Below are 23,391 nucleotides of genomic sequence, written 5' to 3'. Positions count from 1 at the left end.
GGGTGAAACTATGAAAAAGAAAATCTACTGGAAGGATATGAGACAATCTCTGCTTTCTTCCAAGGGGCGTTTTTTGTCCATATTTAGCCTGATGATGCTAGGAGCTCTAGCTTTGACAGGTCTGAAAGTAACAGCTCCCAATATGGAAAAGACGGCCCAAGCCTATATAGCCAGTCATCGAACGATGGATTTGGCAGTAATTTCAGGTCTGGGACTTAGTCAAGCTGACCTTGATGAATTAGAAACGATAGAAGGTGCTATTCTTGAAGCGGGCTACTTTAAAGATGTGGTTACTAATGAAGGCCAGACTGCAATTCGGCTGTTTTCAGCTCCCCAGACCCTATCGACCTATAAGCTAGTAGAAGGGGAAATACCCAGCCAAAAGGGGCAAATAGCCCTATCAGCTTCTTTCAAAAATCGTTACAAATTGGACGATACTGTTCAAGTGACGGAGTCTGATAAGGATGGAAAAATCTTGACACAGACAAGTTTTACTCTTGTGGGCTTTGTCGCATCAGCAGAAATTTGGGACAATGAAACCATGGGCATGGCTGCAAGTGGTGATGGGCAGTTAGGTGGCTATGGCCTTGTTAGTCAGGATACCTTCAAATCAGAAGTTTACACTATTGCCCGTATTCGCTATGATGATTTGGTTGATTTACCATATTACAGTCAGGCCTATCAAGACAGGTTGGACCAGCACCAAGAAGACTTAGAAAAGTTATTGGCTAACAATGATGAACAACGATTGGCAGCTATTCAGTCAGATGGACAGACAGATATTTCAAAAGGGGAAGAGGAAATTGCTCAGGCCCAATCCCAGCTTGAACAGGCAGAGTCAGAACTGGAAACAGGGGAGGAGCAATTAGCGACAGGTCGTAGAGAGTTTGCGCGTGGTAGGGCTAAGGTTGTCCAAACGGAAGCTGAATTACGAGCTGCCCAAGCCCAACTATTAAAAAATAAGTTTGAATTGGAAGAAAGTAAAAAGGAATTGGATGGGCGTAAGGCTCAATTAGAACAGATTGCTTCGTTTCTAGACGGCTATCAGATGGAATTAGAAACGTCAGCCCAGCAGTTAGAAGAGGCCAAGCAAGAATTGGATTCCCAAAATGCCCAACTGAGTCAGACCGCATCTCAGATTTCCACAGGGCGAGCTAGTTGGTTTCAAGCTCAGAAAGAGTTAGACCTTGAAATTGCCAATCACTTGCAAGAAGGCCAAACCCTCTCAGACTATCCTGACTTGTTAGCTAGACAGGAAGGTTTGGATGTTGAGAAAAGCCGATTAGACCAGATGGAATCTGTACATGAGCAGGCCAACCAAGCCTATTTACAAGGTTATGATTACTATCAAACCAAACAAAATGAATACAATAGCAATCTAGCCCAGTACCAAACTTGGAATCAAGAATATCAGGCAGGTTTGGCCCGTTATCAAGCAGGTTTGAGTCAGTATGAACAAGGCATTGCAGCCTACAATAAAGGAGTAGAAGACTATGAATGGGGACTGAGTCAGTTAGAGTCTTCAAATCAACTGCTCCGTCAGGAAGAACTCCGTTTGGAGGAGGCTGATAAAGAGTTAAGTCAAGCTCAATCCCAATTTTCTGAAAAGAAAGCTTCGGCCGATCAAGAAATTAGCCAAGCTCAAACCGAGATTGCTCAGGCCAAATCCGACTTAAGTAAGCTGGAAAAAGCGCCTTATCAGGTCTATACTCGAACAAGCCTACCAGGTGGGGATGGCTATACTACCTATAGCAATGCGACTAGGTCTATTGCAGCAGTGGGCAATGTCTTCCCAGTTGTTCTCTACCTTGTCGCAGCTCTAGTGACCTTTACCACCATGGCCCGTTTTGTCGACGAAGAGCGAACCCAGTCAGGTCTCTTCAAGGCCCTTGGCTATACGAATAGACAGATTATGGCTAAGTTCATTCTCTATGGTTTGGCGGCAGGTCTGGCAGGAACAATAGTCGGCATAATAGCAGGGAATCTCCTCTTGTCTCCACTTATTTCCAACATTATTACGCAGACAACCGTGATTGGACCAGCTAAACTTCATTTTTATCCCCTTTGGACAGGTTTAGCCTTGCTCCTGTCTCTGGCTTCCTCGGTCCTGCCAGCTTACTTGGTGGCTTGTCGGGAACTGACAGAAAAACCTGCTCAGCTACTTTTACCTAAGCCACCGGTTACAGGCTCCAGCATTTGGCTCGAAAAATGGCCGGCTATCTGGTCTCGTCTAAGCTTTACCCATAAGGTGACAGCTCGCAATATCTTCCGCTACAAGCTTCGTATGCTTATGACCATCTTTGGAGTAGCAGGGACCGTCGCCCTTCTTTTTGGAGGACTGGGTATCCGTTCCTCTATTTCAGGAGTTGTCCAACGACAGTTTGGGGAGCTGATCCATTATGATATGTTGGTGGTGGAAAATAGCAGAGCTACTGAGGAAGAGTTGGATAAGTTAACACATTTTCTTCAGTCAGATCAGGTTCGCCAATCCTTGCCAGTGGCTTTTGAACAGCTCAATCAAACGGTGGAAGAAAACGGTCAGAGAAAGAATTTATCAATTAGTCTCTACATTTCAGACCGTCGGGATTTTGGAAATCAAGTTAGTCTAGAAAGTTCGACAGGTCAGCCTATTAAACTGAGTGATAGGGGGATTGTTCTCACAGAAAAATTGGCGCAAATCTACGGAGTTTCAGTTGGTGATAAGTTATCACTGACCTTGGAAGATAAGGAAGTTTCAGTCAGGGTAGAGGCTGTGGCTGATATGTACGCAGGGCATTTTATCTATATGACAGATAGCTACTACGAACAAGTGACAGGCAAGCAGAAGACTGCTAACGCCTATCTGGTTCAGTTGAAAGACAGTCAGTTGGGGCATATTCAGACTCTTGCAAGTCAACTCCTAGCGATGCCAGCAGTCAGAAGTTTGGTTCAAAATACTTCTCTTATAGACATGCTTACCACGATTGCAGGCTCGCTTCAGACCATCATGACCATTCTAGTCATTCTATCCATCTTGCTTGGTTTGGTTATTCTTTACAACCTTACAATTATCAATATGTCTGAACGGATTCGTGAATTATCCACCATCAAGGTACTGGGCTTCCACAATAAAGAGGTGACCATGTACATCTATCGTGAAACCATTGCCCTTTCGCTGATTGGTATGTTGGTTGGACTGGTTGGCGGTATTTATCTCCACAAGCTCCTTCTTGCCATGATTGGTTCGGACAGTATCCGATTCAATCCATCTGTCGGACTAGAAGTCTATCTCATTCCTATCTTAGCCATTAGTGGAATTTTGGCTGCTCTTGGTTGGTACATCAATCATCATCTGAGAAAGGTGGATATGTTAGAAGCACTAAAATCTGTTGAGTAATGTTTATCACACGGAAAATCCTAGTCACTGACTGGGATTTTCTATTATTCCAGCCCTCCCTAGTCTACTAAAACATACGTTTCATGCTATAATAGAGACATGAAAAAAAATAAATTATTATTAATCGATGGCTCTTCGGTAGCCTTCCGTGCTTTCTTTGCACTTTATAATCAAATTGATCGTTTTAAGAGTCCGACAGGTCTTCACACCAATGCTATCTACGGCTTCAATCTCATGCTGGACCACATGATGAAGCGGATTGAGCCGACCCACATTCTTGTGGCTTTTGATGCTGGAAAGACTACTTTCCGTACGGAGATGTATGCAGACTATAAGGCAGGTCGTGCCAAGACTCCAGACGAATTCCGTGAGCAGTTTCCTTTTATCCGTCAGATGTTGGATGCCATGGGAGTCAAGCATTACGAACTGGATCAGTATGAGGCAGATGACATTATCGGTACCTTGGACAAAATGGCAGAGCGGACAGACATTCCTTTCGATGTGACCATTGTTAGCGGTGATAAGGATTTGATCCAGCTGACTGATGAGAACACCGTAGTCGAAATTTCCAAGAAAGGCGTTGCCGAATTCGAAGAATTTACCCCAGCCTACCTCATGGAAAAAATGGGGATTACCCCTACTCAGTTTATTGACCTCAAGGCTCTGATGGGAGATAAGTCCGATAACATCCCTGGGGTGACCAAAATCGGTGAAAAAACAGGTCTAAAACTCCTGACAGAATTTGGTTCTTTGGATGGTATCTACGAAAACATTGACAGCATGAAGGCTTCTAAGATGAAAGAAAACCTGATTGCTGATAAGGAGAAGGCCTTCCTATCTCGTACACTTGCTACCATTGATACTCAGGCACCAATCGAAATTGGTCTGGATGACATTGTTTATCAAGGCCCCAAGGTTGATGAACTGGGACAATTTTATGATGACATGGGCTTCAAGCAATTAAGGGCTCAGTTAGGTACGACCAGCTCGCAAGAGGAAGCGGTACTCGATTTCCAAATCGTAACGGAAATCAGCCCCGCTATGCTCAAACAAGACCAGTTTTTCTATTTTGAAATCTTGGGTGAAAATTATCACCGAGAGGATTTGGTTGGTTTAGCTTGGGGAGATAAGGAGAAAATCTATGTCGGAGGGCCTGAGCTACTTGATAGTCCAGTTTTGCGTGACTTTTTAGAAAACCAAACCATAAAAACCTATGATTTTAAGCGTGGAAAAGTTCTTCTCGACCGAAAAGAGATTACACTACCTCCAGCTACTTTCGATAGCCGTCTAGCCAAATACTTGCTTTCCACCGTTGAGGACAATTCCCTAACAACCATTGCCAACCTCTATGGTCAGACCAGTCTTGTTCCAGATGAGGCAGTTTATGGCAAGGGTGCTAAGTTAGACTTGCCAGAACGCGAGATCTTTTTCCCACACTTGGCACGTAAGGTTCAGGTTTTGATTGAGACAGAAGAGCCGATGTTGACCAAATTAGAAGAAAATCAGCAATTAGATCTTTTGTTTGACATGGAGTTGCCACTGGCAAATGTTTTAGCTAAGATGGAAATTGCTGGTATTAAGGTGGAAGCTGAGACTCTCAAAACTATGCAATCTGAAAACGAAGTTTTGATTGACCAGTTGACCAAGGAAATCTATGAACTAGCTGGTCAGGAATTTAATATCAATTCGCCTAAGCAACTTGGGACCATTCTCTTTGAAGAGATGGGACTACCATTGGAATATACCAAGAAAACCAAGACAGGCTATTCAACAGCAGTAGATGTCTTAGAACGATTAGCGCCAATTGCACCAGTTGTTTCAAAAATCTTGGAATACCGTCAGATTACCAAGCTTCAATCAACTTATGTAGTCGGCTTGCAGGATGCCATTTTAGAAGATGGTAAGATCCATACCCGCTATGTACAGGATTTGACACAAACAGGTCGTCTATCTTCGACGGACCCTAACTTGCAAAATATTCCTGTTCGTCTAGAACAAGGGCGCTTGATTCGTAAGGCATTTGTGCCATCGCTTGAAAATAGTGTCCTTTTAGCATCGGACTATTCACAGATTGAATTGCGCGTCTTGGCTCATATTTCTCAGGACAAGCATTTGATTGAGGCCTTCCAGCAAGGTGCAGATATTCACACTTCGACAGCTATGCGGGTCTTCGGTATCGAAAAAGCTGAGGATGTGACACCAAATGACCGTCGGAATGCCAAGGCTGTAAACTTCAGTGTCGTCTATGGTATTTCAGATTTCGGTCTATCCAATAACTTGGGGATTACACGTAAGGAAGCTAAAGCCTATATCGATACCTATTTTGAACGCTTCCCAGGAATTAAGAATTACATGGAAACCATTGTTCGTGAGGCACGTGATAAGGGTTATGTAGAGACGATTTACAAACGCCGTCGTGAATTACCAGATATAAACTCTCGTAATTTCAATGTCCGTAATTTTGCGGAACGAACAGCCATCAACTCCCCAATTCAAGGTTCGGCAGCAGATATTCTCAAAGTAGCCATGATTAATCTTGACAAGGCTTTGACTGAAGCAGGTCTTGCGACACGTATGTTATTGCAAGTACACGATGAGATTGTTTTGGAAGTCCCAGTGGCAGAGCTAGAAACGGTAAAAGCCATGGTAAAAGAGACCATGGAATCGGCGATTAGCCTGTCCGTACCATTGATTGCGGATGAAAATGAAGGTTCAACATGGTATGAAGCAAAGTAAGAAAGGAAAAAGTATGAAAAAATTAATTCTTTGTATTGGTCTATGTAGTCTTCTGCTTGCAGGTTGCGGAAAAGCATCGCAGAAGACTGAGAAAACACCAGCTTCTTCAGGTGAAGAGTTTTCAACCACCTTACCGATTTTGCAAGAAAAACAGGATACTACGAACGAACAGTTCAATGTTTTAGCAAATGCAGAGCTTGTAGCTGTTAATAGTACACCACCTGCTGACGAAACACAAAAAGGCCACAAGATTTATGCGGCCAATAATGGTGTTGCTGAAAAAGATGAAAATGGGAACATCAAGGAATTTTTCCGTTATTATGATGTGCCATCTACTTGGACAATTAATGCAGAAAATACTAAGGATGAGACAGTCGCTGCAGTCTATGATGTTAAAGAAGGTTCCAGCAATTACATGGTCCAACTCTATAATATCAATGCTTTTAATCAGTCTCCATTGGAAGAAGGTCGCAATATGACGCCGGAGGAATTAGAAGCACGGATGGTTGAAACAAATCATTCTTTCAATGAAAAGACGGTTGTCACAATCAATGGTCAGGAATGGCAGGTTGGGCGACAGTTATTAACAGATCAAAAATTAGCTCGTCTGACTTTTTATCGGATGGAATCGACAGCTGCTTATGACGACTCCGTGGTTGTTGGTTCAATCTATTATTCCTTAGATCCAGGAGATGATAAAAAGCGTACCAATCTTAAAAAGGTTATCGGCCAAGTTAAGGATGTCGTGTACCAAATTGCTAAAAAATAATCAAGGTAGACCAGCTATACTCAGTAACGAGTTAAAACTGACAAGATTGTGTTATAGCACACCTTATTCATTAAGCTTTTATTGATTCTAACATTTAATATACATTAAAGGAGGCCTCTATGTCTTATTCCTTCCAAAATCCTAGTCAGGACATTATCTTTGACTATCTGAAAAATGCTAAGACCATTGCAGTGGTCGGTTTGTCTAGTCGAGAAGAGACAGCAGCCTACCGCGTTTCCAAGCTCATGCAGGAAGCGGGCTATAAAATTATTCCAGTTAATCCCAAGGCTGCTGGTGGGACTATTTTAGGCGAGTTGGTCTATAGTAGTCTAGCAGAGATTGACCAATCTATTGATGTTGTAGATGTTTTCCGCAGAAGTGAATTTTTACCAGAGGTAGCACAGGAATTTATCCAGTCGAACGCCAAAGTTTTCTGGGCTCAATTGGGTTTAGAAAGTCAAGAAGCAGAAAAACTATTGCGTCAGGCAGGCCGTAACGATATTGTCATGAATAAATGTATCAAGATTGAATATCTTGAAATGAAAGAACAATACTAATAAGTCGGGTATATTTATCCGACTTTTTTCATCGAAAAAGCAGCTCAATGAACCATTGAACTGCTGGATGACTCTAAGTGAGGAGCGCTTAGAATTGGAACAAATTACTACACATGGCGTAAAAATAGAAAGGAAGAAATCTGCTCTAATGCTAAGCAAGTTAAAATAATCCTTTGACGCTCCTCAGTCATAGTATAACACAAACCAACTGTTTACACCAATTATTGATATATTTTTTTCTTAAATATCGACACAAAAACTTATATAAAAATAAGAGCAAATATCGCTCTTATTTTATACGTAACTCATTTTCTTAGCCTGATCATCTAAAATTTCTTCATGGAAGTGCATTTGTGCAGCATAGTGATACGGCCATACATATAAACCTGCCAATCCAAATGTAATAATGACAAGAAGGAACCAACCAATGAAAGATAAATCAAGTGTAAAGCGTTTGAATTTGTAACCTTTCATCAACTTTCGGCTGGACCGAATGATTGAAAAGGCGCCTGTATATTCTTTGCGTTCCAATTGTTCAAACAAGATATATTCTACCTGTGAGTAAGCATAGATTTGTGGAATATAAAGAGCCAACCCTAAAAGCATAAGTAAGATGCCTCCCATGGCCATTAATCCCAGTATGGCAAGGATTTCCATAGGGAGTGCATTAGGGTCCAAGGTTTGAATGGATGCAGCTATAATCGTAATCATCGTTCCGGCACCGATAAGTAGACCGATACCAAGGTAAAACAGGATCCCCCAAAGGAAGAGCAAGAAACTTTTTAAAATGTAAGTTCGAAAGATTTTCCAGAAATCTTTATGATTGAAAATGCTCAAGGAATCTTTGAATGATGTGGTAGTTTTGCCCCTTTTGATGATATTGAAGATAGTCCATATGACTGATAATGACAACATTCCTAGTAGCAATCCGTAAAATATTGGAAACAAAGAGGTAGAAATAAAGTAGCTCGGACTAGCAAGTTCTTCAGCTGATACTCCAGCAAGGCTATTGCGAGAGAAAGAAATTAACTGAACGATAACAGAAATGGTGACGGGGATGACGGCCACTTGATAGATACCAGGTGTCTCGTTTAGCGTTTGGCGAGCCCGCTCACGTATATTAAAAATTGTAAACATCTACATAACCTCCTTATCTTAACATTGTAACATAATTCTAGATGACAAGCTAGGCTTTTTTTGATAGACTGGAAGGTGCTGTGGTATAATCGTTTAGTTTGCTTTTATGAAGTACGGCAGAGCGAGTTCAAATACTCTAGTGGAGTGTTTGAAGTTGGAAATAGGGAGTGGGAAAGAACTAGACTGGTTAAAAAAAGTTCGTCAACAAGTCCTAGTTTTAAGTTGTTGAGCTGAGATGTTGACACGCCCCCTGAGAAGCGAGGTTGGTCTTGAGCCCAACCTTTCGCTCGTCGAAGTAGTCAAAGATAAACTAAATGACTATAATTTGTCAGTTTGTTGTGATGCGCCTATCTATTTACTATTAAATAAGTAGAAGACAAGGTAAATATCGCTGAAATAAGCGAGAACATTTAAGACATTCTGATGGATTAGACCATGCAAGATTAAATTCCTAGGACTGTTTTTCCTAGCGGGAGGTAAATAAAAGATGACAGATGTTCCAATCAAGTATCGCTTGATTAAGAAAGAAAAGCACACAGGTGCACGTTTGGGTGAAATTATTACCCCACACGGGACCTTTCCGACCCCCATGTTTATGCCAGTTGGGACTCAGGCAACGGTAAAGACCATGTCGCCTGAAGAATTGAAGGCGATGGGTTCAGGAATTATCCTATCTAATACCTATCATTTGTGGCTTCGTCCAGGTGACGAATTGGTGGCGCGTGCAGGTGGTTTGCACAAGTTTATGAATTGGGATCAACCGATTCTGACTGACTCAGGTGGTTTCCAGGTTTATTCTTTGGCGGATAGTCGCAATATCTCAGAAGAAGGAGTGACCTTCAAAAACCATCTCAATGGTAGTAAGATGTTCCTGTCACCTGAAAAAGCTATCTCTATTCAGAACAATCTTGGCTCTGACATTATGATGAGCTTTGATGAGTGTCCGCAGTTCTACCAGCCTTATGACTATGTAAAAAAATCCATCGAAAGAACAAGTCGTTGGGCAGAACGTGGTCTCAATGCTCACCGCCGTCCGCATGACCAAGGTTTATTTGGTATTGTCCAAGGTGCTGGTTTTGAAGATCTTCGTCGCCAATCAGCCCATGATTTGGTTAGCATGGATTTTCCAGGATACTCCATTGGAGGATTGGCTGTTGGTGAAACACACGATGAAATGAATGCTGTACTGGACTTCACGACCCCTCTTTTACCGGAGAATAAACCACGCTATCTCATGGGTGTTGGAGCACCAGATAGCTTGATTGATGGCGTGATTCGTGGGGTTGATATGTTTGACTGTGTATTACCAACACGTATTGCGCGTAATGGAACCTGTATGACCAGTCGTGGACGTCTTGTAGTGAAAAATGCTCAGTTCGCAGAGGACTTTACACCGTTAGATCCAGAGTGCGATTGCTACACATGTAAAAACTATACACGTGCGTATCTCCGCCATTTACTTAAGGCCGACGAGACATTTGGTATTCGTTTGACAAGTTACCACAATCTCTACTTCTTGATTAATTTGATGAAAAATGTCCGTCAAGCAATCATGGATGACAACCTTTTGGAATTCCGTCAAGACTTTATGGAAAAATACGGTTACGGAAAAAACGGACGTAATTTTTAGATAAAACAGCCTTCTTTGTGGACTTAGCCTTGTTCTCATACTCAATGAAAATCAAAATCAGACTAGCTCTAAAGGTTTGAGGAACCTTTGGAGGTTGGAGATAGAGCGAACGTAGTTCGTTTCTACTTACGCAGATAGAACCCTGTTACTATTTTGTTTCAAGGTAACAGGCTGAAAGGCTCCACTGGAGCCTTTCACTCATCAAATCAAGTCAACAACGTCTGATTTTGATTTTCGAAGAGTATCAGTTACAGTTTCTCAAGATTTGATTAGATACAAATAAATAAAGCATACGATTATGAAACTCCTCGGTAACATGATCGTATGCTTTTATTTTAATACTTGGCTTCACAGCACTTCTATTTAATGTTCTTTGAAGATCAAAATGAACAGTTGTCAACGAGCTTTGATGAGTGAAAAAACGATTGGTCCCCATTACCCTTCAAAATACAAAAGTTCTTTTGGTGTTTTTGTAAAGACTTCAAAGCCATTTTTGGTAACGTAACCACAATCCTCGATACGAACACCAACTTTTCCAGGGATGTAAATACCAGGCTCGACAGAGAAACACATACCTTCTTCGATGACCAAATCATTGCCTTCCATAATTGATGGGAATTCATGGACATTCATTCCCAAACCGTGACCGAGTCGGTGGTTGAAGTACTCGCCATAACCTGCTTTTGCAATCACAGAGCGAGCGGCATAGTCAATTTCACTAGCGGTCACACCAGGCTTGATCATATTAACTGCAGCCATATGAGCCTCTAAAGTTAAGTTGTAAATATCCTGTTTAAACTGGTCTGGCTTACCGACAGCGACTGTGCGCGTCATATCGGAAGTATATCCCAAAGTTTCTACACCTAGGTCGAACAATAGCAGAGCGTCATTTTCGATTTTGTTTGTCGATGGAATTCCGTGAGGGTTAGCGGCATTATTTCCTGTTAAGACCATGGTCTCAAAGCTCATTTTTGAAATGCCTTGTTTCTTCATTTCAAATTCAATCTGAGCAATAATATCCGTTTCGGTTACGTTGAGTGAGATATTGTTAAACCCAACCTGCATAGCCTTATCCGCAAACTCTCCAGCAACCAGCATTTTTTCAATTTCATCACGAGACTTGATCAATTTCATAGTATTAATCAGAGGTGTAATGTCTGAAAATGGTTGGCTAAAGATAGACTGAAGACCATGGTAGCGGGTTAAATTCAAATTATCAAATTCTGCACCGATTGCTGAGAAAGATTTCTGTGGCAATTTGCTCTTGATAATCTGCCATGGATTTTCTGAGTCCATATAGCCGGCTACAGGAAAGTCAACAGTCGCAACCGCACGTTCTACATCCAAGGCAGGGAGAAAGAGTAGTGAGTCGTGGTCAGGCATAACAAAGAGCATCATGTGGCGCTCATGAGGATCGCTATGATAGCCAGTCAGATAATAGATACTAACTGGATCAGAGAAGATGGCCAAGTCCATTTTGTTGGCTTCTAAGTAGGATTTAACATGATGTAATTTTGACATAGTGGAGACCTTTCTAGCATGTAGTGGTAAAAAAAGTGAAATTTTCGTTTATTATATAGACTATTGTTTCAAAAAATGAAAAAAATTGCAAGTATTATCAAAAAAATAGAGTTTATCTCTTGAAAGTGGTTTCAAAAAGTGATACACTATACTTGAGTGAAAGCGTAATTTTCATAGAACTAGAACTATTGAAAGGGAGTACATAACGTATGTTAAACACTGACGATACGGTAACGATTTATGACGTTGCCCGCGAAGCAGGTGTATCCATGGCGACAGTATCGCGCGTGGTAAATGGGAATAAAAACGTAAAGGAAAATACTCGTAAAAAAGTATTAGAAGTCATCGACCGTTTGGATTATCGTCCGAATGCTGTTGCACGTGGCTTGGCCAGCAAGAAGACTACCACTGTGGGGGTTGTGATTCCAAATATTGCTAATGCTTATTTTGCAACCTTGGCCAAAGGTATCGATGATATTGCCGATATGTACAAATACAATATCGTCCTAGCAAACAGTGATGAAAATGATGAGAAAGAAATCAATGTAGTAAATACCCTATTCTCAAAACAGGTGGACGGAATCATTTTCATGGGCTATCATTTGACAGACAAGATTCGTGCGGAGTTTTCACGCTCACGTACACCGATTGTTTTAGCTGGTACCGTGGATTTGGAGCACCAATTACCTAGTGTCAATATTGACTATGCTGCCGCTAGTGTTGATGCAGTCAATCTGTTAGCTAAGAACAACAAGAAAATTGCCTTTGTATCAGGGCCGCTTGTAGATGACATCAATGGTAAAGTTCGTTTTGCAGGCTACAAACAAGGCTTGAAGGACAACGGAATCGAGTTTAACGAAGGATTGGTTTTTGAATCCAAGTATAAATACGAGGAAGGCTACGCTCTAGCAGAACGTATTTTGAATGCCGGAGCAACTGCAGCTTATGTTGCGGAAGATGAGATTGCTGCTGGTCTATTGAATGGTGTCAGTGATATGGGCATCAAGGTTCCAGAAGACTTTGAAATCATTACAAGTGATGATTCCCTAGTGACCAAGTTTACCCGTCCAAACCTGACCTCTATCAATCAGCCGCTATATGATATTGGTGCAATTGCTATGCGCATGCTCACTAAAATCATGCACAAGGAAGAGTTGGAAAACCGTGAGGTAGTTCTTAACCACGGAATCAAAGTACGGAAATCAACTAAGTGATAAATATGGGAGTAGCCGGATAAGATATCTTATTATTCCGCACCCTCACTCTATCAAACATTATAATCATTTAGTTTATCTTTTATTGCTTCGACGAGCGAGGAAACATTTCCAACCTAGAACAGCCTTTAGGCTGTTCTAGCAACCTGTAGCTATTGAGGCAAACTTGCTTCGACTTATCTCCAGCCTTCAAAGGTTCCCCGAACCTTTGAAGCGAGTATTAAAAGCAAACGAAATGGCTATACTAACCGAAAACTAAAAGATTATAAAAAATAAATATAAAGCCCTCGCTAGATGTATAAGCTTAGCGGGGGCTTTGTGGTTGATTTTAAGTCTGTCACACTCTGTAAGTTGTGCGAGGTGTTGATACGAATCTAGAGAAGCAGTACTGGGCTTGTTCTCATCCTTTAGAACTGTATCAGTTAGGTGATTATTATAATTTACGTTTACGTGTAAACAACGCAATTGCAAGCCCGATAATACCACTTGTCAATAACCATAAACTTCCTTTCTCACCAGTTACTGGTAAGATTTGCTTAGCAGTTTCGGTTTTAAATGTTGAAGTCTCCTGCTTATCTGTTTTTTCAGTTGTTGGTTTAGTGTTTGAATTTTCTTCGACTGTACCATTTTGGTTGTTCCCATTAACAGGCATCTGTTTTTCAGAGATTACAACCTTATCATTCTCTTTGTTAGCCATTTGCTTTTCAGGTGTTACGGCATTGTCCTTCTCATTAACAGGCATCTGTTTTTCAGAGATTACAACCTTATCGTTCTCTTTATTAGTCATTTGCTTTTCAGGTGTTACGGCATTTTCGTTCACAACAGTCGGCATCTGTTTTTCAGAGATTGTAACCTTATCGTTCTCTTTATTAGCCATTTGTTCTTGAGGTGTTACGGCATTTTCGTTCACAACAGTCGGCATCTGTTTTTCAGAGGTTTCAATATTATCGTTCTCTTTATTAGTCATTTGTTCTTGAGGTGTTACGACCATGTCGTTCACAATGCTTGGCATCTGTTTTTCAGAGGTTTCAATATTATCCTTCTCTTTATTAGTCATTTGCTTTTCAGGTGTTACGGCATTTTCGTTCACAACAGTCGGCATCTGTTTTTCAGAGGTTTCAATATTATCCTTCTCTTTATTAGTCATTTGCTTTTCAGGTGTTACGGCATTTTCGTTCACAACAGTCGGCATCTGTTTTTCAGAGATTACAACTTCATTGTTCTCTTTATTAGCCATTTGTTCTTGAGGTGTTACGGCATTTTCATTCTCAACAGTCGGCATCTGTTTTTCGGAGATTACAATATTATCGTTCTCTTTATTAGTCATTTGCTTTTCAGGTGTTACGGCATTTTCGTTCACAACACTCGGCATCTGTTTTTCAGAGGTTTCAATATTATCGTTCTCTTTATTAGTCATTTGCTTTTCAGGTGTTACGACCATGTCGTTCACAATGCTTGGCATCTGTTTTTCAGAGGCTTCAATATTATCCTTCTCTTCATTAGCTATTTGCTCTTTAGGGGGTTCGATATTTCCCTTCTCTTTACCGGTCATTGCTTCCTTAGAGACTTCATTATCAGTAATAACGCTATCCGTGGTTGGCGCTATTAACTTCCCAGGATTCAAAATATTCTCGAAGATTTGATCGCTATTTTCATAAGTCACTGTTGAGACTAGTTGTCCGTGATTGTTATCTTTCACAGTGACAGTGGCCTTAATATCTGATTTGTCATAGATAATATCGCCAAGTCCACCATCAACTTCTGAAACAGTGTAGGTATAGGTTCCCTCTTTTGTAAATGTTAGGGCACTAAAGTTTACAGAACCATCTGCTTGATTGCTTACCTTTTCGATTTCATCGCCTTTTTCATTTTTTAAAACAAATTCGAATTCACCGGTGTTTAAGGTACGTCCCTTGAGGACTTTTTTTATCGAAAGACTAGCAGCAGCTGGAGCAGGTGTATAGAAATTGTTAAAGACATTGTCATTATCAATAAATTCAATCATTGCCTGTAATTGCCCGTTTCGATCTTCTACAGTTATTTTTGCTACAATATATTTCGAATCATACTCAATACCACCAAGCTCATCTTTTACTTCTGAAATTGTATACCAGTATTTGCCAGGCTTATCGAATGATAGATTTTTAAATCTAACTTGCCCATCTTTTGTATTTTGAGCTGTATCAAGGACAGGGAGTTCCTCGCCATTCGCTTCTCTAAGCTCAAATTTAAATTCATTTTCTAGAAGCTCACGACCAAATAGTCGTACTACTGCTGGTATTTTGACATTAACCGCCTTTGAAGTAGCCTGTCCCCCATCAGGTTGTTTTGCGCTGATGATGGTATTTTTTACTTCTTGTGCCGATACATTATTCACTAGAGCAACAGTTCCAAATAATACTATTCCTGGTATTAGGAGCGATGTTCTCCATTTCTTAGTATTCATTATCCTTTTTTCCTTTCTCAAAGCATGATTTATGTAGCTAATCTGTGTCGTTATAACATGCAAATTTTACATCTAAAGTCCTCAATAAAATTTGAACACTTAGTGCCAGAATGTGCACCATTCGTAAATTATAACATCTTCTAAAAAACATTCAAGCTGTCCTTCTGCTTTTAAAATCTGTTTTATATGTTTTTTATGTAATCATATATTTGGGATTATATTCTTTAGTATTGGCTTTAATTGATACAAAATTCGTGTAGAATACAGTTTAAAATATGAAAAAATGTAAAAAAGGGCTATAATGGTATTATGAAAGTACTATTGTATTTAGAAGGTAAAACAGTTTTAGAGAAATCAGGAATTGGCCGGGCACTTCAACACCAGATGGAAGCGCTAGATATGGCAGGCATTCCTTATACGACAGACCTGTTGGGAGATTACGATGTCATTCATATTAATACCTATGGTCCACGCTCCTGGTTATTGCTACATGCAGCCAAACGGAGTGGAAAAAAGGTAATCATGCATGGACATTCCACGAAGGAAGATTTTCAAAATTCCTTTATCGGTTCGAATACCCTAGCTCCTTTTGTAGGGAAATATCTAGCAAGCATGTATCAAAAGGCAGATTTTGTCATCACTCCTTCAGAGTATTCAAAAAAACTCATCCAGTCTTACGGTGTGACAACGCCAATTATAGCCGTTTCGAATGGTATTGATTTAGATAAATATAAGAAGGATGAACGTAAGGAAGCAATCTTTCGAGAGCATTTTAAAATTGAAGAAGGTCAGCCAGTTGTTGTCTGTGCAGGACTTTACTTCCGACGTAAAGGAATTGAAGACTTTGTCAAGGTAGCCGAAAAGATGCCGCATGTCCGCTTCATTTGGCTCGGTTCAATCAATAAGTGGCTGATTCCGTCATATATTAGAAAAATTGTTGAGGGAGATCATCCAGCGAATGTCGAGTTTCCAGGTTATTTTAAAGGTGCTGTTTTTCAAGGTGCAATGAGCGGAGCGGATGCCTTTTTCTTCCCATCGTATGAGGAAACAGAAGGGATTGTTGTTCTGGAAGCTCTTGCTAGTCATCAGCATGTTGTTCTAAGAGATATTCCAGTTTACGATGGTTGGATTGACGAAAACGTTGCCGAATTGGGACATACAGTGGATGATTTTGTCGATTCTATTCAGAAAATCTTAGACAAGCAGGTTGATAAACGTGAGGCGGGCTACCAGGTTGCGGTTAGTCGCTCGATTGACAATGTTTCCCACCAATTGGTGGATGCCTATCGACAAGTATTGGAGATGTAAATGCGGATTGGATTGTTTACGGATACCTATTTTCCACAGGTTTCAGGAGTCGCGACTTCGATTCGGACTCTTAAGACAGAGTTGGAGAAATTAGGACATACGGTATTTATTTTTACGACGACAGATGAGGATGTGAATCGCTACGAAGATTGGGACATTATCCGAATTCCTAGCGTACCTTTTTTTGCCTTTAAAGATCGTCGAGTGGCCTACGCAGGTTTTACAGATGCCTTAAAAATTGCAAGTCGCTATAAACTAGATATTATTCATACTCATACAGAATTTTCTTTGGGGATTTTGGGGAAAATGATTGCCAAGGAACTTGATATTCCGGTGGTACATACTTATCACACCCAGTATGAAGACTACGTACACTATATTGCCAAGGGTAGGATTATTCGTCCCGGGATGGTTAAATATTTAGTACGGGCATTTTTAAAAGATTTGGATGGGGTAATTTGTCCTAGTGAGATCGTTGAAGATCTTTTAATGAGTTACAATGTTCCGATTTCTAAACGAGTAATTCCGACAGGAATTGACTTGGCAAAGTTTGATAGACCAGAAATTGGCAAGGATGAAACAGATGAGTTGCGGGAACAGCTAGGAATTGCTAGTGATGAAACGATGTTGTTAAGTCTGTCTAGGATTTCTCACGAGAAGAATATCCAAGCAATCGTTCAGGCAATGCCAAAAATTTTGCTGGAAAATCCAAAGGTGAAGTTGGTCATTGTCGGAGGTGGACCTTATACAGATGATCTTCAGGAAATGATAGCGGAGCTTAATCTAGATGAACACGTCCAGTTGACGGGAATGATTGCACCAAGTGATACAGCACTTTATTATAAAGCTGCGGATTTCTTTATTTCTGCTTCGACCAGTGAAACACAGGGACTAACTTTCTTAGAAAGCTTAGCTTCTGGAACTCCTATTTTGGCACATAGCAATCCCTACTTAAAAAACGTTATAACAGATAAGATGTTTGGGACTCTCTTCATTCGAGCACAGGAGTTGGCAGATGCCGTCGTTGAGGCGATTGTTGCTACACCACCAATGAATCCGTATGTGCTTGATAAGAAGCTCTATGAGATTTCTTCTACGAATTTTGGGCGCAAGGTTTTTGAATATTATCTAGATTTGAAGATTTCGTATGATTTTAGAAAAGAACATACTAATCAAGATAGCGTAGCAGAAGCATTGATAAAAGAGGCTATTTACCTACCGCAAAAAGTAGTAGTTAAATCAACAGACACGACAGCAAAAATATTGAAAAAATCAGTCGAACAAGTAAAATCAATCCGGAATTTCTTTGAATAATTTGGAGGTTTCAAATGGAAAAGCTTCGGAAAGAGAGTTGGAAGAATCTGGTTTTGGCAACTCTCATTGTTCTATCCATGTATGCAGATATTTATCTGATTGCCTTTCATCTGATTAGTGACACCATGCTTTCTAAGGAGCTGGTGGTTGGGAATATATTGCTCTATACTCCCATTGTATTATTCCTAACGGGTCTTCTTTATGGATTTTTTAATGGCTTTTCTCCTAGCCTTCTTGCCTTGGTTTTACTGCTTTATCCTGTAACCATCTTTTTCTTTAAGGAATGGATTATTCTCTATCAGATTGTCTACACCTTATGTGCTCTGATTGGAAATGGGGTAGGAGCTCTGCTATTTTCTCTAAGAAAGAAAATGAGGAAAAATCCTTGAAAAATCAGGAAATCCTGTTATAATAGCTTTTAGAGACTTATCAATTCTAGGAAATCTTTGAGAGAGTGTGCGGTGGGTGCAAGCACATAGAGGATAGGATTGACACTACTCGGTATGATTTTATGCAAACATAAAAGGGTGGTTCCCTTATCGCCAATCTAAGGTAGTCGGGCTTTTTTGCGTGACTGCGAATGAAGGTGGAACCACGTTGCGACGTCCTTTTGCGAGGGCGTCGTATTTTCTTTTTTGACAAAACAAGGAGATGAAGTTGACCAGCATTCCACAAGAAACGATTGACCGTTGCCTAGCCATTCGCAAGGCTTACAGAGAGTTGGAAGTCAAGCACCACGACAAAGAGTGGTCCATTGAGGAAGATCTCTTGGCTTTGACCAATGATATTGGCAACATGAACCGTCTGATTATGACCAAGCAGAGGCGTTACTATGATGAAACACCTTATACCTTGGAGCATAAAATGGCTGAAAATATCTGGTGGTTGATCGAACTGGCTGACCGCCTGGATATTGATATTCAAAAAGAAATGGAAACCTTTTTAGCTCAAAAAGAAGAGTTATTGGGGATTAAAAAATAAAAAATAGAAAGGACTAGGGTCTCCGTATTTGGTTGAGCTGAATACGGTCTACGGACTGGGTCAAAAAGATAAACGAGAACTAGACGCTTGCGTCGTCGTTCTGTTTCCTATTTTGTCTGTGTCCGCTTAACACCCTTTATATCTTATATTATGTTAAAAATTACTTTCCCAGATGGTGCTGTTCGTGAGTACCAGGCTGGTGTGACAACTTTTGAAATTGCAGAGAGCATCAGTAAGTCTTTGGCGAAAAAGGCTCTTGCAGGTAAGTTCAATGGTAAATTGATTGACACTACTCGTGCCATTGAAGAGGATGGTACGCTTGAAATCGTAACGCCTGACCATGAGGATGCCTTGGACATCTTGCGTCACTCAGCAGCTCACTTGTTTGCCCAGGCGGCTCGTCGTCTTTTCCCAGACATCAAGTTGGGGGTTGGTCCAGCTATTCAGGACGGTTTCTACTATGATACGGACAATGCAGCTGGTCAGATTTCAAATGAAGACCTGCCACGCATTCAGGAAGAAATGATGAAGATTGTCAAGGAAAACTTCCCTTCAGAACGCCGTGAGGTGACCAAGGAAGAAGCTCTTGAGATTTTCAAGAATGATCCATATAAGCTGGAATTGATTCAAGAACATTCTGACGATGAGGGTGGTTTGACCATTTATACCCAGGGTGAATACGTTGACCTCTGCCGTGGCCCACACGTTCCGTCAACAGGACGTATCCAGATTTTTGAATTGCTCAATGTGGCTGGTGCATACTGGCGTGGTAAGAGCGAAAATCCAATGATGCAACGTGTTTATGGTACAGCTTGGTTTGACAAGAAAGACCTTAAGGCTTACCTTCAAATGCGTGAGGAAGCCAAAGAGCGTGACCACCGTAAACTTGGTAAGGAATTGGATCTCTTCATGATCAGCCAAGAAGTTGGTCAAGGCTTGCCATTCTGGTTGCCAAATGGAGCGACCATCCGTCGTACCTTGGAGCGCTACATCACAGATAAAGAGTTGGCTTCAGGTTACCAGCATGTTTATACGCCACCATTGGCTTCTGTTGAACTCTATAAGACTTCAGGTCACTGGGAGCACTACTCAGAAGATATGTTCCCGACTATGGACATGGGTGACGGTGAAGAGTTCGTTCTTCGTCCGATGAACTGTCCGCACCACATTCAAGTCTATAAGAACCATGTGCGTTCTTACCGTGAGTTGCCTGTGCGTATCGCTGAGCTTGGTATGATGCACCGCTATGAGAAATCTGGTGCTCTTACTGGTTTGCAACGTGTACGTGAGATGACTCTCAACGACGGTCATATTTTCGTGACACCTGAGCAAATCCAAGAAGAGTTCAAAAAAGCTCTCCAGTTGATTATCGATGTATACGCAGATTTCAACCTAAACGACTACCGTTTCCGCCTGTCTTATCGTGACCCAGAGGACAAAGAGAAGTACTATGATAACGATGAGATGTGGGAAAATGCCCAGCGTATGCTGAAGGGTGCTATGGATGAAATGGGCGTGGACTATTTTGAGGCAGAGGGGGAAGCAGCCTTTTACGGTCCAAAATTGGATATCCAGGTGAGAACTGCCTTAGGTAATGAGGAGACTCTATCAACCATTCAGTTGGACTTCCTCTTGCCAGAACGTTTTGGTTTGACCTATATTGGTGCTGATGGTGAAGAACACCGCCCGGTTATGATTCACCGTGGTGTTATCTCAACTATGGAACGCTTCACAGCTATCTTGATTGAAACCTATAAGGGTGCCTTCCCAACTTGGTTGGCTCCAACCCAAGTAACTATGATTCCAATCTCTGTGGAAGCTCACTTGGATTACGCTTGGAAAGTTGCAAAAGAATTGCAAGACCGTGGTGTTCGCGTACACGTGGATGAGCGTAACGAGAAGATGCAATACAAGATCCGTCAGAGCCAGACCAGCAAGATTCCATACCAGCTCATCGTCGGTGACAAGGAAATGGAAGACAATGCTGTCAACGTTCGTCGCTACGGAAGCAAGGCAACACAAACTCAGTCTGTGGCAGAATTTGTGGATCATATCCTAGCAGATATTGCTCGCAAGTCACGTCCAGCTGAAACTGAATAATAATTATAAGGAGGAGTCCGAAAGGGCTTCTTTTTTGACAGCAAAAAACTCCCAACCAACTGGCTGGGAGAAATTTTATTCTATACTGCTCGCCCAAGACTTAGCTACATAACGTGACAGGCTTGAAATAGCGAAATTGATGACAAAGTAGATGAGAGCAACCATGAGATAGAGTGCAAAAACTTGTTCTGCCTCAAAGTAGCGTCCCATGAGGATTTGGCTGGCACCGAAAAGCTCTTGCAGGGCGATAACGGAGTAGAGGAAACTGGTGTCCTTGATGACCGTTACAATCTGCGAGATGATAGCTGGCAACATCTTGCGAATAGCCTGCGGCATGATGATATAGACCATGATTTGCACTGGGGTAAAACCCTGTGACAAGCCAGCTTCGGTCTGGCCCGGTCCGATGGCGTTTAGACCACCACGGATAATCTCGGCCATGGCTGCCGTGGTAAAAATAGTAAAGGCTGTAATACCAGCTGGCGTGGACTTCATTTGGAAGACTAAGAAGACGGTGAAAATCCAGAGCAAGTTAGGTACATTTCGCACAAACTCGATATAGATAGTTGCAATCCACTTGAAAATTGGATTTTTTCCATTTCGCATGATGGCTAAAATCATGCCAAAGAGAACTGATAGGACCACCGAAATGCTAGAGATATAAAGGGTTAACTTCAAACCACTCCATAAGAGTTGGAAGGTTGAAGGTTTGAATAATTCTAAAACATAATTCATTGTTCAACCTCCTTTTAGTGTGAAAAAGCTGACTTATTCTTTTCTTCAATGCGACGTCCCCAGCTTGCAACAGGGAAGCACATGATGAAGTAAAGGAAAGCAGCACCAGCAAAGGCTGGGATGTAGTTGGCATTCATAGCAGACCAAGATTTTGTCATAAACATAATATCAGCTCCAGAAATGATGGCAACAGTAGCCGTATTCTTAATCAAGTTTACTACTTGGTTGGTCAAAGGTGGAAGAATGGTCGGAATGGCCTGTGGCAAAATGATAATCCGCATAGTTTCAGCTTGGGTAAATCCTTGTGAGAGTGCGGCTTCAGTTTGCCCGGTAGGCACAGCCTCAATCCCTGCACGAATGACCTCTGCGATATAGGCACCGTGATAGAGTCCGACGCAGATAACAGCTGTCCAGTAGATGGACGGCATGAGAACATAATTTGAAATCAGTGGAAGTCCATAATAAACAATCATGAACTGAACCAAAAGCGGTGTATTTTGATAGTATTCAACATAGACACGTGCGATGATTTTCAAAACTTTATTTTTGCTGGAAGAGAGACTACCAAAGACAATTCCTAAAAACATGGCCATGATAAAGGCCCCGACAGAAATGGCTAAGGTAAAGAGAAAACCTTGGAAAAAGGTTGGGAAATCCTTGAAATAACTGACCCAATTCTCCCAAGCGTAAGGACTAGTTGTTAAAACTGTCATATTGTTTCACCTTTCTATTCGTCAGTTTCTGTGACTGGTTTGAGGCCATTGGCATCATAGATGCTTTGTAGGCTACCATCGGCAGTCCATTTTTCTACGAGACTATTTAAGTAGTCGTTAAGGTCTTTGTTAGATAATTTAGTAACAATTCCATAGTCAGAAGCTGAGAAGCTAAAGTCCATGAGTTCAGATTTCGAGCTGATATACCCAGAAAGGATAGATTGGTCTACAGAAAATGCGTCTGTACGGTGAGCACGTAGCGAGACAGAGAGTTCTGGATAAGAACCAAGTTCAGCAAAGTTTACTGAAATGCCATACTTGTCTGCTAGTTCAGAGATGAGGGTACGTGTAATGGAACCTTGAGCCACACCGATTGTCTTTCCATCTAGGTCGGTAAATGTCTTAATTCCACTATCCTTATTGACCAAGAAGCCAACGGCATCTGTGTAGTAAGGAGTTGTGAAATTGTAGAGGAGTTTACGTTCCTCAGTGATGGTGAAGGTAGCGATGACCATATCGACTTGACCATTATCTAAGAGCGGTCCTCGGGTTTGTGCCGTAACAGGGGTAAATTCAATCTCTACACCCAATTCCTCTGCAATTTTGCGAGCAATGTCAATCTCCATTCCCTCGAATTCACCAGTATCAGGGTTCTTGTAACCAAAGTTAGGGACGTCCTGTTTCACTCCGACACGGAGCACGCCTCTATCGATGATGGCTTGAACTTGATCGCTAGTAGAGAGTTCGGCAGGTGTTTCTGTCTGAGCGACAGGTTGGTGGATGAAAAAGAGGGTTAGGCAACTAATGATCAGGAGGCGGATGGTCAAGAAGAGATTTATTTTCTTATCTGTCAT

The 23,391-nt window shown here is 41.3% G+C and carries 17 protein-coding genes; 11 read left to right on the top strand and 6 right to left on the bottom strand.

Annotated features, from left to right (window positions below):
• The first annotated feature begins 10 nt into the window (after positions 1–10).
• The 4 genes from ODU37_RS06915 (at position 11) to ODU37_RS06900 (ending at position 7,438) form a co-directional block, all read left to right on the top strand.
• Complete coding sequence (locus tag ODU37_RS06915) at positions 11–3,376, top strand: FtsX-like permease family protein (protein ID WP_249562458.1); 3,366 nt, start codon at positions 11–13, stop codon at positions 3,374–3,376.
• Positions 3,377–3,475: 99 nt separating this feature from the next.
• Positions 3,476–6,112 (top strand): DNA polymerase I, encoded by a 2,637-nt coding sequence (gene polA, locus ODU37_RS06910; RefSeq protein WP_398580443.1) that lies wholly within the window; start codon positions 3,476–3,478, stop codon positions 6,110–6,112.
• Entirely contained in the window at positions 6,099–6,881 is a 783-nt protein-coding gene (locus ODU37_RS06905) for a glucose-6-phosphate isomerase (protein ID WP_105248823.1), read from the top strand. The genes polA and ODU37_RS06905 overlap by 14 nt, the downstream gene beginning before the upstream one ends.
• Before the next feature lie 119 nt (positions 6,882–7,000).
• Positions 7,001–7,438: a CoA-binding protein gene (locus ODU37_RS06900; protein WP_024386948.1), complete on the top strand. Its 438-nt coding sequence runs from the start codon at positions 7,001–7,003 to the stop codon at positions 7,436–7,438.
• A 294-nt stretch (positions 7,439–7,732) separates the two neighbouring features.
• On the opposite strand, the gene ODU37_RS06895 is transcribed toward ODU37_RS06900, so the two are convergent.
• The gene (locus ODU37_RS06895; RefSeq protein WP_105154923.1) at positions 7,733–8,575 is read right to left on the bottom strand and encodes a DUF975 family protein; all 843 of its coding nucleotides are present in this window, start codon (positions 8,573–8,575) and stop codon (positions 7,733–7,735) included.
• A gap of 487 nt (positions 8,576–9,062) precedes the next feature.
• On the opposite strand from ODU37_RS06895, the gene tgt reads away from it, so the two are divergent.
• Entirely contained in the window at positions 9,063–10,205 is a 1,143-nt protein-coding gene (gene tgt, locus ODU37_RS06890; protein WP_044759171.1) for a tRNA guanosine(34) transglycosylase Tgt, read from the top strand.
• Positions 10,206–10,640: 435 nt separating this feature from the next.
• Here the strand turns inward: tgt and ODU37_RS06885 are convergent, their stop codons facing one another.
• The gene (locus ODU37_RS06885) at positions 10,641–11,726 is read right to left on the bottom strand and encodes a Xaa-Pro peptidase family protein (protein WP_029172545.1); all 1,086 of its coding nucleotides are present in this window, start codon (positions 11,724–11,726) and stop codon (positions 10,641–10,643) included.
• Between the two features lie 209 nt (positions 11,727–11,935).
• Between ODU37_RS06885 and ccpA the strand changes: the two genes are divergently transcribed.
• Positions 11,936–12,940 carry a catabolite control protein A gene (gene ccpA, locus ODU37_RS06880; RefSeq protein WP_004298830.1) on the top strand — a complete coding sequence of 335 codons (1,005 nt, stop codon included), beginning with the start codon at positions 11,936–11,938 and terminating at the stop codon, positions 12,938–12,940.
• A 433-nt stretch (positions 12,941–13,373) separates the two neighbouring features.
• On the opposite strand, the gene ODU37_RS06875 is transcribed toward ccpA, so the two are convergent.
• Positions 13,374–15,386 carry a Spy0128 family protein gene (locus ODU37_RS06875; RefSeq protein ID WP_398580442.1) on the bottom strand — a complete coding sequence of 671 codons (2,013 nt, stop codon included), beginning with the start codon at positions 15,384–15,386 and terminating at the stop codon, positions 13,374–13,376.
• A 309-nt stretch (positions 15,387–15,695) separates the two neighbouring features.
• Between ODU37_RS06875 and ODU37_RS06870 the strand changes: the two genes are divergently transcribed.
• The 5 genes from ODU37_RS06870 to thrS all read left to right on the top strand — a co-directional run bounded on the left by ODU37_RS06870 (position 15,696) and on the right by thrS (position 21,089).
• Positions 15,696–16,694 (top strand): glycosyltransferase family 4 protein, encoded by a 999-nt coding sequence (locus tag ODU37_RS06870; RefSeq protein ID WP_014637671.1) that lies wholly within the window; start codon positions 15,696–15,698, stop codon positions 16,692–16,694.
• Entirely contained in the window at positions 16,695–18,008 is a 1,314-nt protein-coding gene (locus ODU37_RS06865) for a glycosyltransferase family 4 protein (protein WP_044678512.1), read from the top strand.
• A 14-nt stretch (positions 18,009–18,022) separates the two neighbouring features.
• On the top strand, positions 18,023–18,397 hold the full coding sequence (locus ODU37_RS06860) for a hypothetical protein (protein WP_248020910.1): 375 nt from the start codon (positions 18,023–18,025) through the stop codon (positions 18,395–18,397).
• 268 nt (positions 18,398–18,665) lie between these two features.
• Complete coding sequence (locus ODU37_RS06855) at positions 18,666–18,989, top strand: MazG-like protein (RefSeq protein WP_398580441.1); 324 nt, start codon at positions 18,666–18,668, stop codon at positions 18,987–18,989.
• Positions 18,990–19,139: 150 nt separating this feature from the next.
• Positions 19,140–21,089, top strand: coding sequence for a threonine--tRNA ligase (gene thrS, locus ODU37_RS06850; RefSeq protein ID WP_249562462.1), 1,950 nt, complete (start codon positions 19,140–19,142; stop codon positions 21,087–21,089).
• Positions 21,090–21,164: 75 nt separating this feature from the next.
• Here thrS and ODU37_RS06845 read toward each other — a convergent pair whose 3' ends face one another.
• From ODU37_RS06845 to ODU37_RS06835, 3 genes are read right to left on the bottom strand one after another with little or no spacing between them, the layout of a single operon-like run.
• Positions 21,165–21,824 (bottom strand): amino acid ABC transporter permease, encoded by a 660-nt coding sequence (locus ODU37_RS06845; protein WP_249562463.1) that lies wholly within the window; start codon positions 21,822–21,824, stop codon positions 21,165–21,167.
• A 14-nt stretch (positions 21,825–21,838) separates the two neighbouring features.
• On the bottom strand, positions 21,839–22,537 hold the full coding sequence (locus ODU37_RS06840; RefSeq protein WP_004298848.1) for an amino acid ABC transporter permease: 699 nt from the start codon (positions 22,535–22,537) through the stop codon (positions 21,839–21,841).
• 14 nt (positions 22,538–22,551) lie between these two features.
• Positions 22,552–23,391 (bottom strand): transporter substrate-binding domain-containing protein, encoded by an 840-nt coding sequence (locus tag ODU37_RS06835; RefSeq protein ID WP_249562464.1) that lies wholly within the window; start codon positions 23,389–23,391, stop codon positions 22,552–22,554.

It is taken from the genome of Streptococcus sp. 2021WUSS109 (assembly GCF_044427305.1).
GTDB lineage: Bacteria > Bacillota > Bacilli > Lactobacillales > Streptococcaceae > Streptococcus > Streptococcus suis.
Note: the sequence above shows the minus strand (reverse complement) of the source record. Positions and strands in the feature narration are given on the sequence as shown.

What these genes read in the sequence shown, in the direction of transcription:
- ODU37_RS06915 (WP_249562458.1), top strand. Translation starts at nt 11, where the DNA reads ATGAAAAAGAAAATCTACTGGAAGGATATGAGACAATCTCTGCTTTCT.
- polA (WP_398580443.1), top strand. Translation starts at nt 3,476, where the DNA reads ATGAAAAAAAATAAATTATTATTAATCGATGGCTCTTCGGTAGCCTTC.
- ODU37_RS06905 (WP_105248823.1), top strand. Translation starts at nt 6,099, where the DNA reads ATGAAGCAAAGTAAGAAAGGAAAAAGTATGAAAAAATTAATTCTTTGT.
- ODU37_RS06900 (WP_024386948.1), top strand. Translation starts at nt 7,001, where the DNA reads ATGTCTTATTCCTTCCAAAATCCTAGTCAGGACATTATCTTTGACTAT.
- ODU37_RS06895 (WP_105154923.1), bottom strand. Translation starts at nt 8,575, where the DNA reads ATGTTTACAATTTTTAATATACGTGAGCGGGCTCGCCAAACGCTAAAC.
- tgt (WP_044759171.1), top strand. Translation starts at nt 9,063, where the DNA reads ATGACAGATGTTCCAATCAAGTATCGCTTGATTAAGAAAGAAAAGCAC.
- ODU37_RS06885 (WP_029172545.1), bottom strand. Translation starts at nt 11,726, where the DNA reads ATGTCAAAATTACATCATGTTAAATCCTACTTAGAAGCCAACAAAATG.
- ccpA (WP_004298830.1), top strand. Translation starts at nt 11,936, where the DNA reads ATGTTAAACACTGACGATACGGTAACGATTTATGACGTTGCCCGCGAA.
- ODU37_RS06875 (WP_398580442.1), bottom strand. Translation starts at nt 15,386, where the DNA reads ATGAATACTAAGAAATGGAGAACATCGCTCCTAATACCAGGAATAGTA.
- ODU37_RS06870 (WP_014637671.1), top strand. Translation starts at nt 15,696, where the DNA reads ATGAAAGTACTATTGTATTTAGAAGGTAAAACAGTTTTAGAGAAATCA.
- ODU37_RS06865 (WP_044678512.1), top strand. Translation starts at nt 16,695, where the DNA reads ATGCGGATTGGATTGTTTACGGATACCTATTTTCCACAGGTTTCAGGA.
- ODU37_RS06860 (WP_248020910.1), top strand. Translation starts at nt 18,023, where the DNA reads ATGGAAAAGCTTCGGAAAGAGAGTTGGAAGAATCTGGTTTTGGCAACT.
- thrS (WP_249562462.1), top strand. Translation starts at nt 19,140, where the DNA reads ATGTTAAAAATTACTTTCCCAGATGGTGCTGTTCGTGAGTACCAGGCT.
- ODU37_RS06845 (WP_249562463.1), bottom strand. Translation starts at nt 21,824, where the DNA reads ATGAATTATGTTTTAGAATTATTCAAACCTTCAACCTTCCAACTCTTA.
- ODU37_RS06840 (WP_004298848.1), bottom strand. Translation starts at nt 22,537, where the DNA reads ATGACAGTTTTAACAACTAGTCCTTACGCTTGGGAGAATTGGGTCAGT.
- ODU37_RS06835 (WP_249562464.1), bottom strand. Translation starts at nt 23,391, where the DNA reads ATGACAGATAAGAAAATAAATCTCTTCTTGACCATCCGCCTCCTGATC.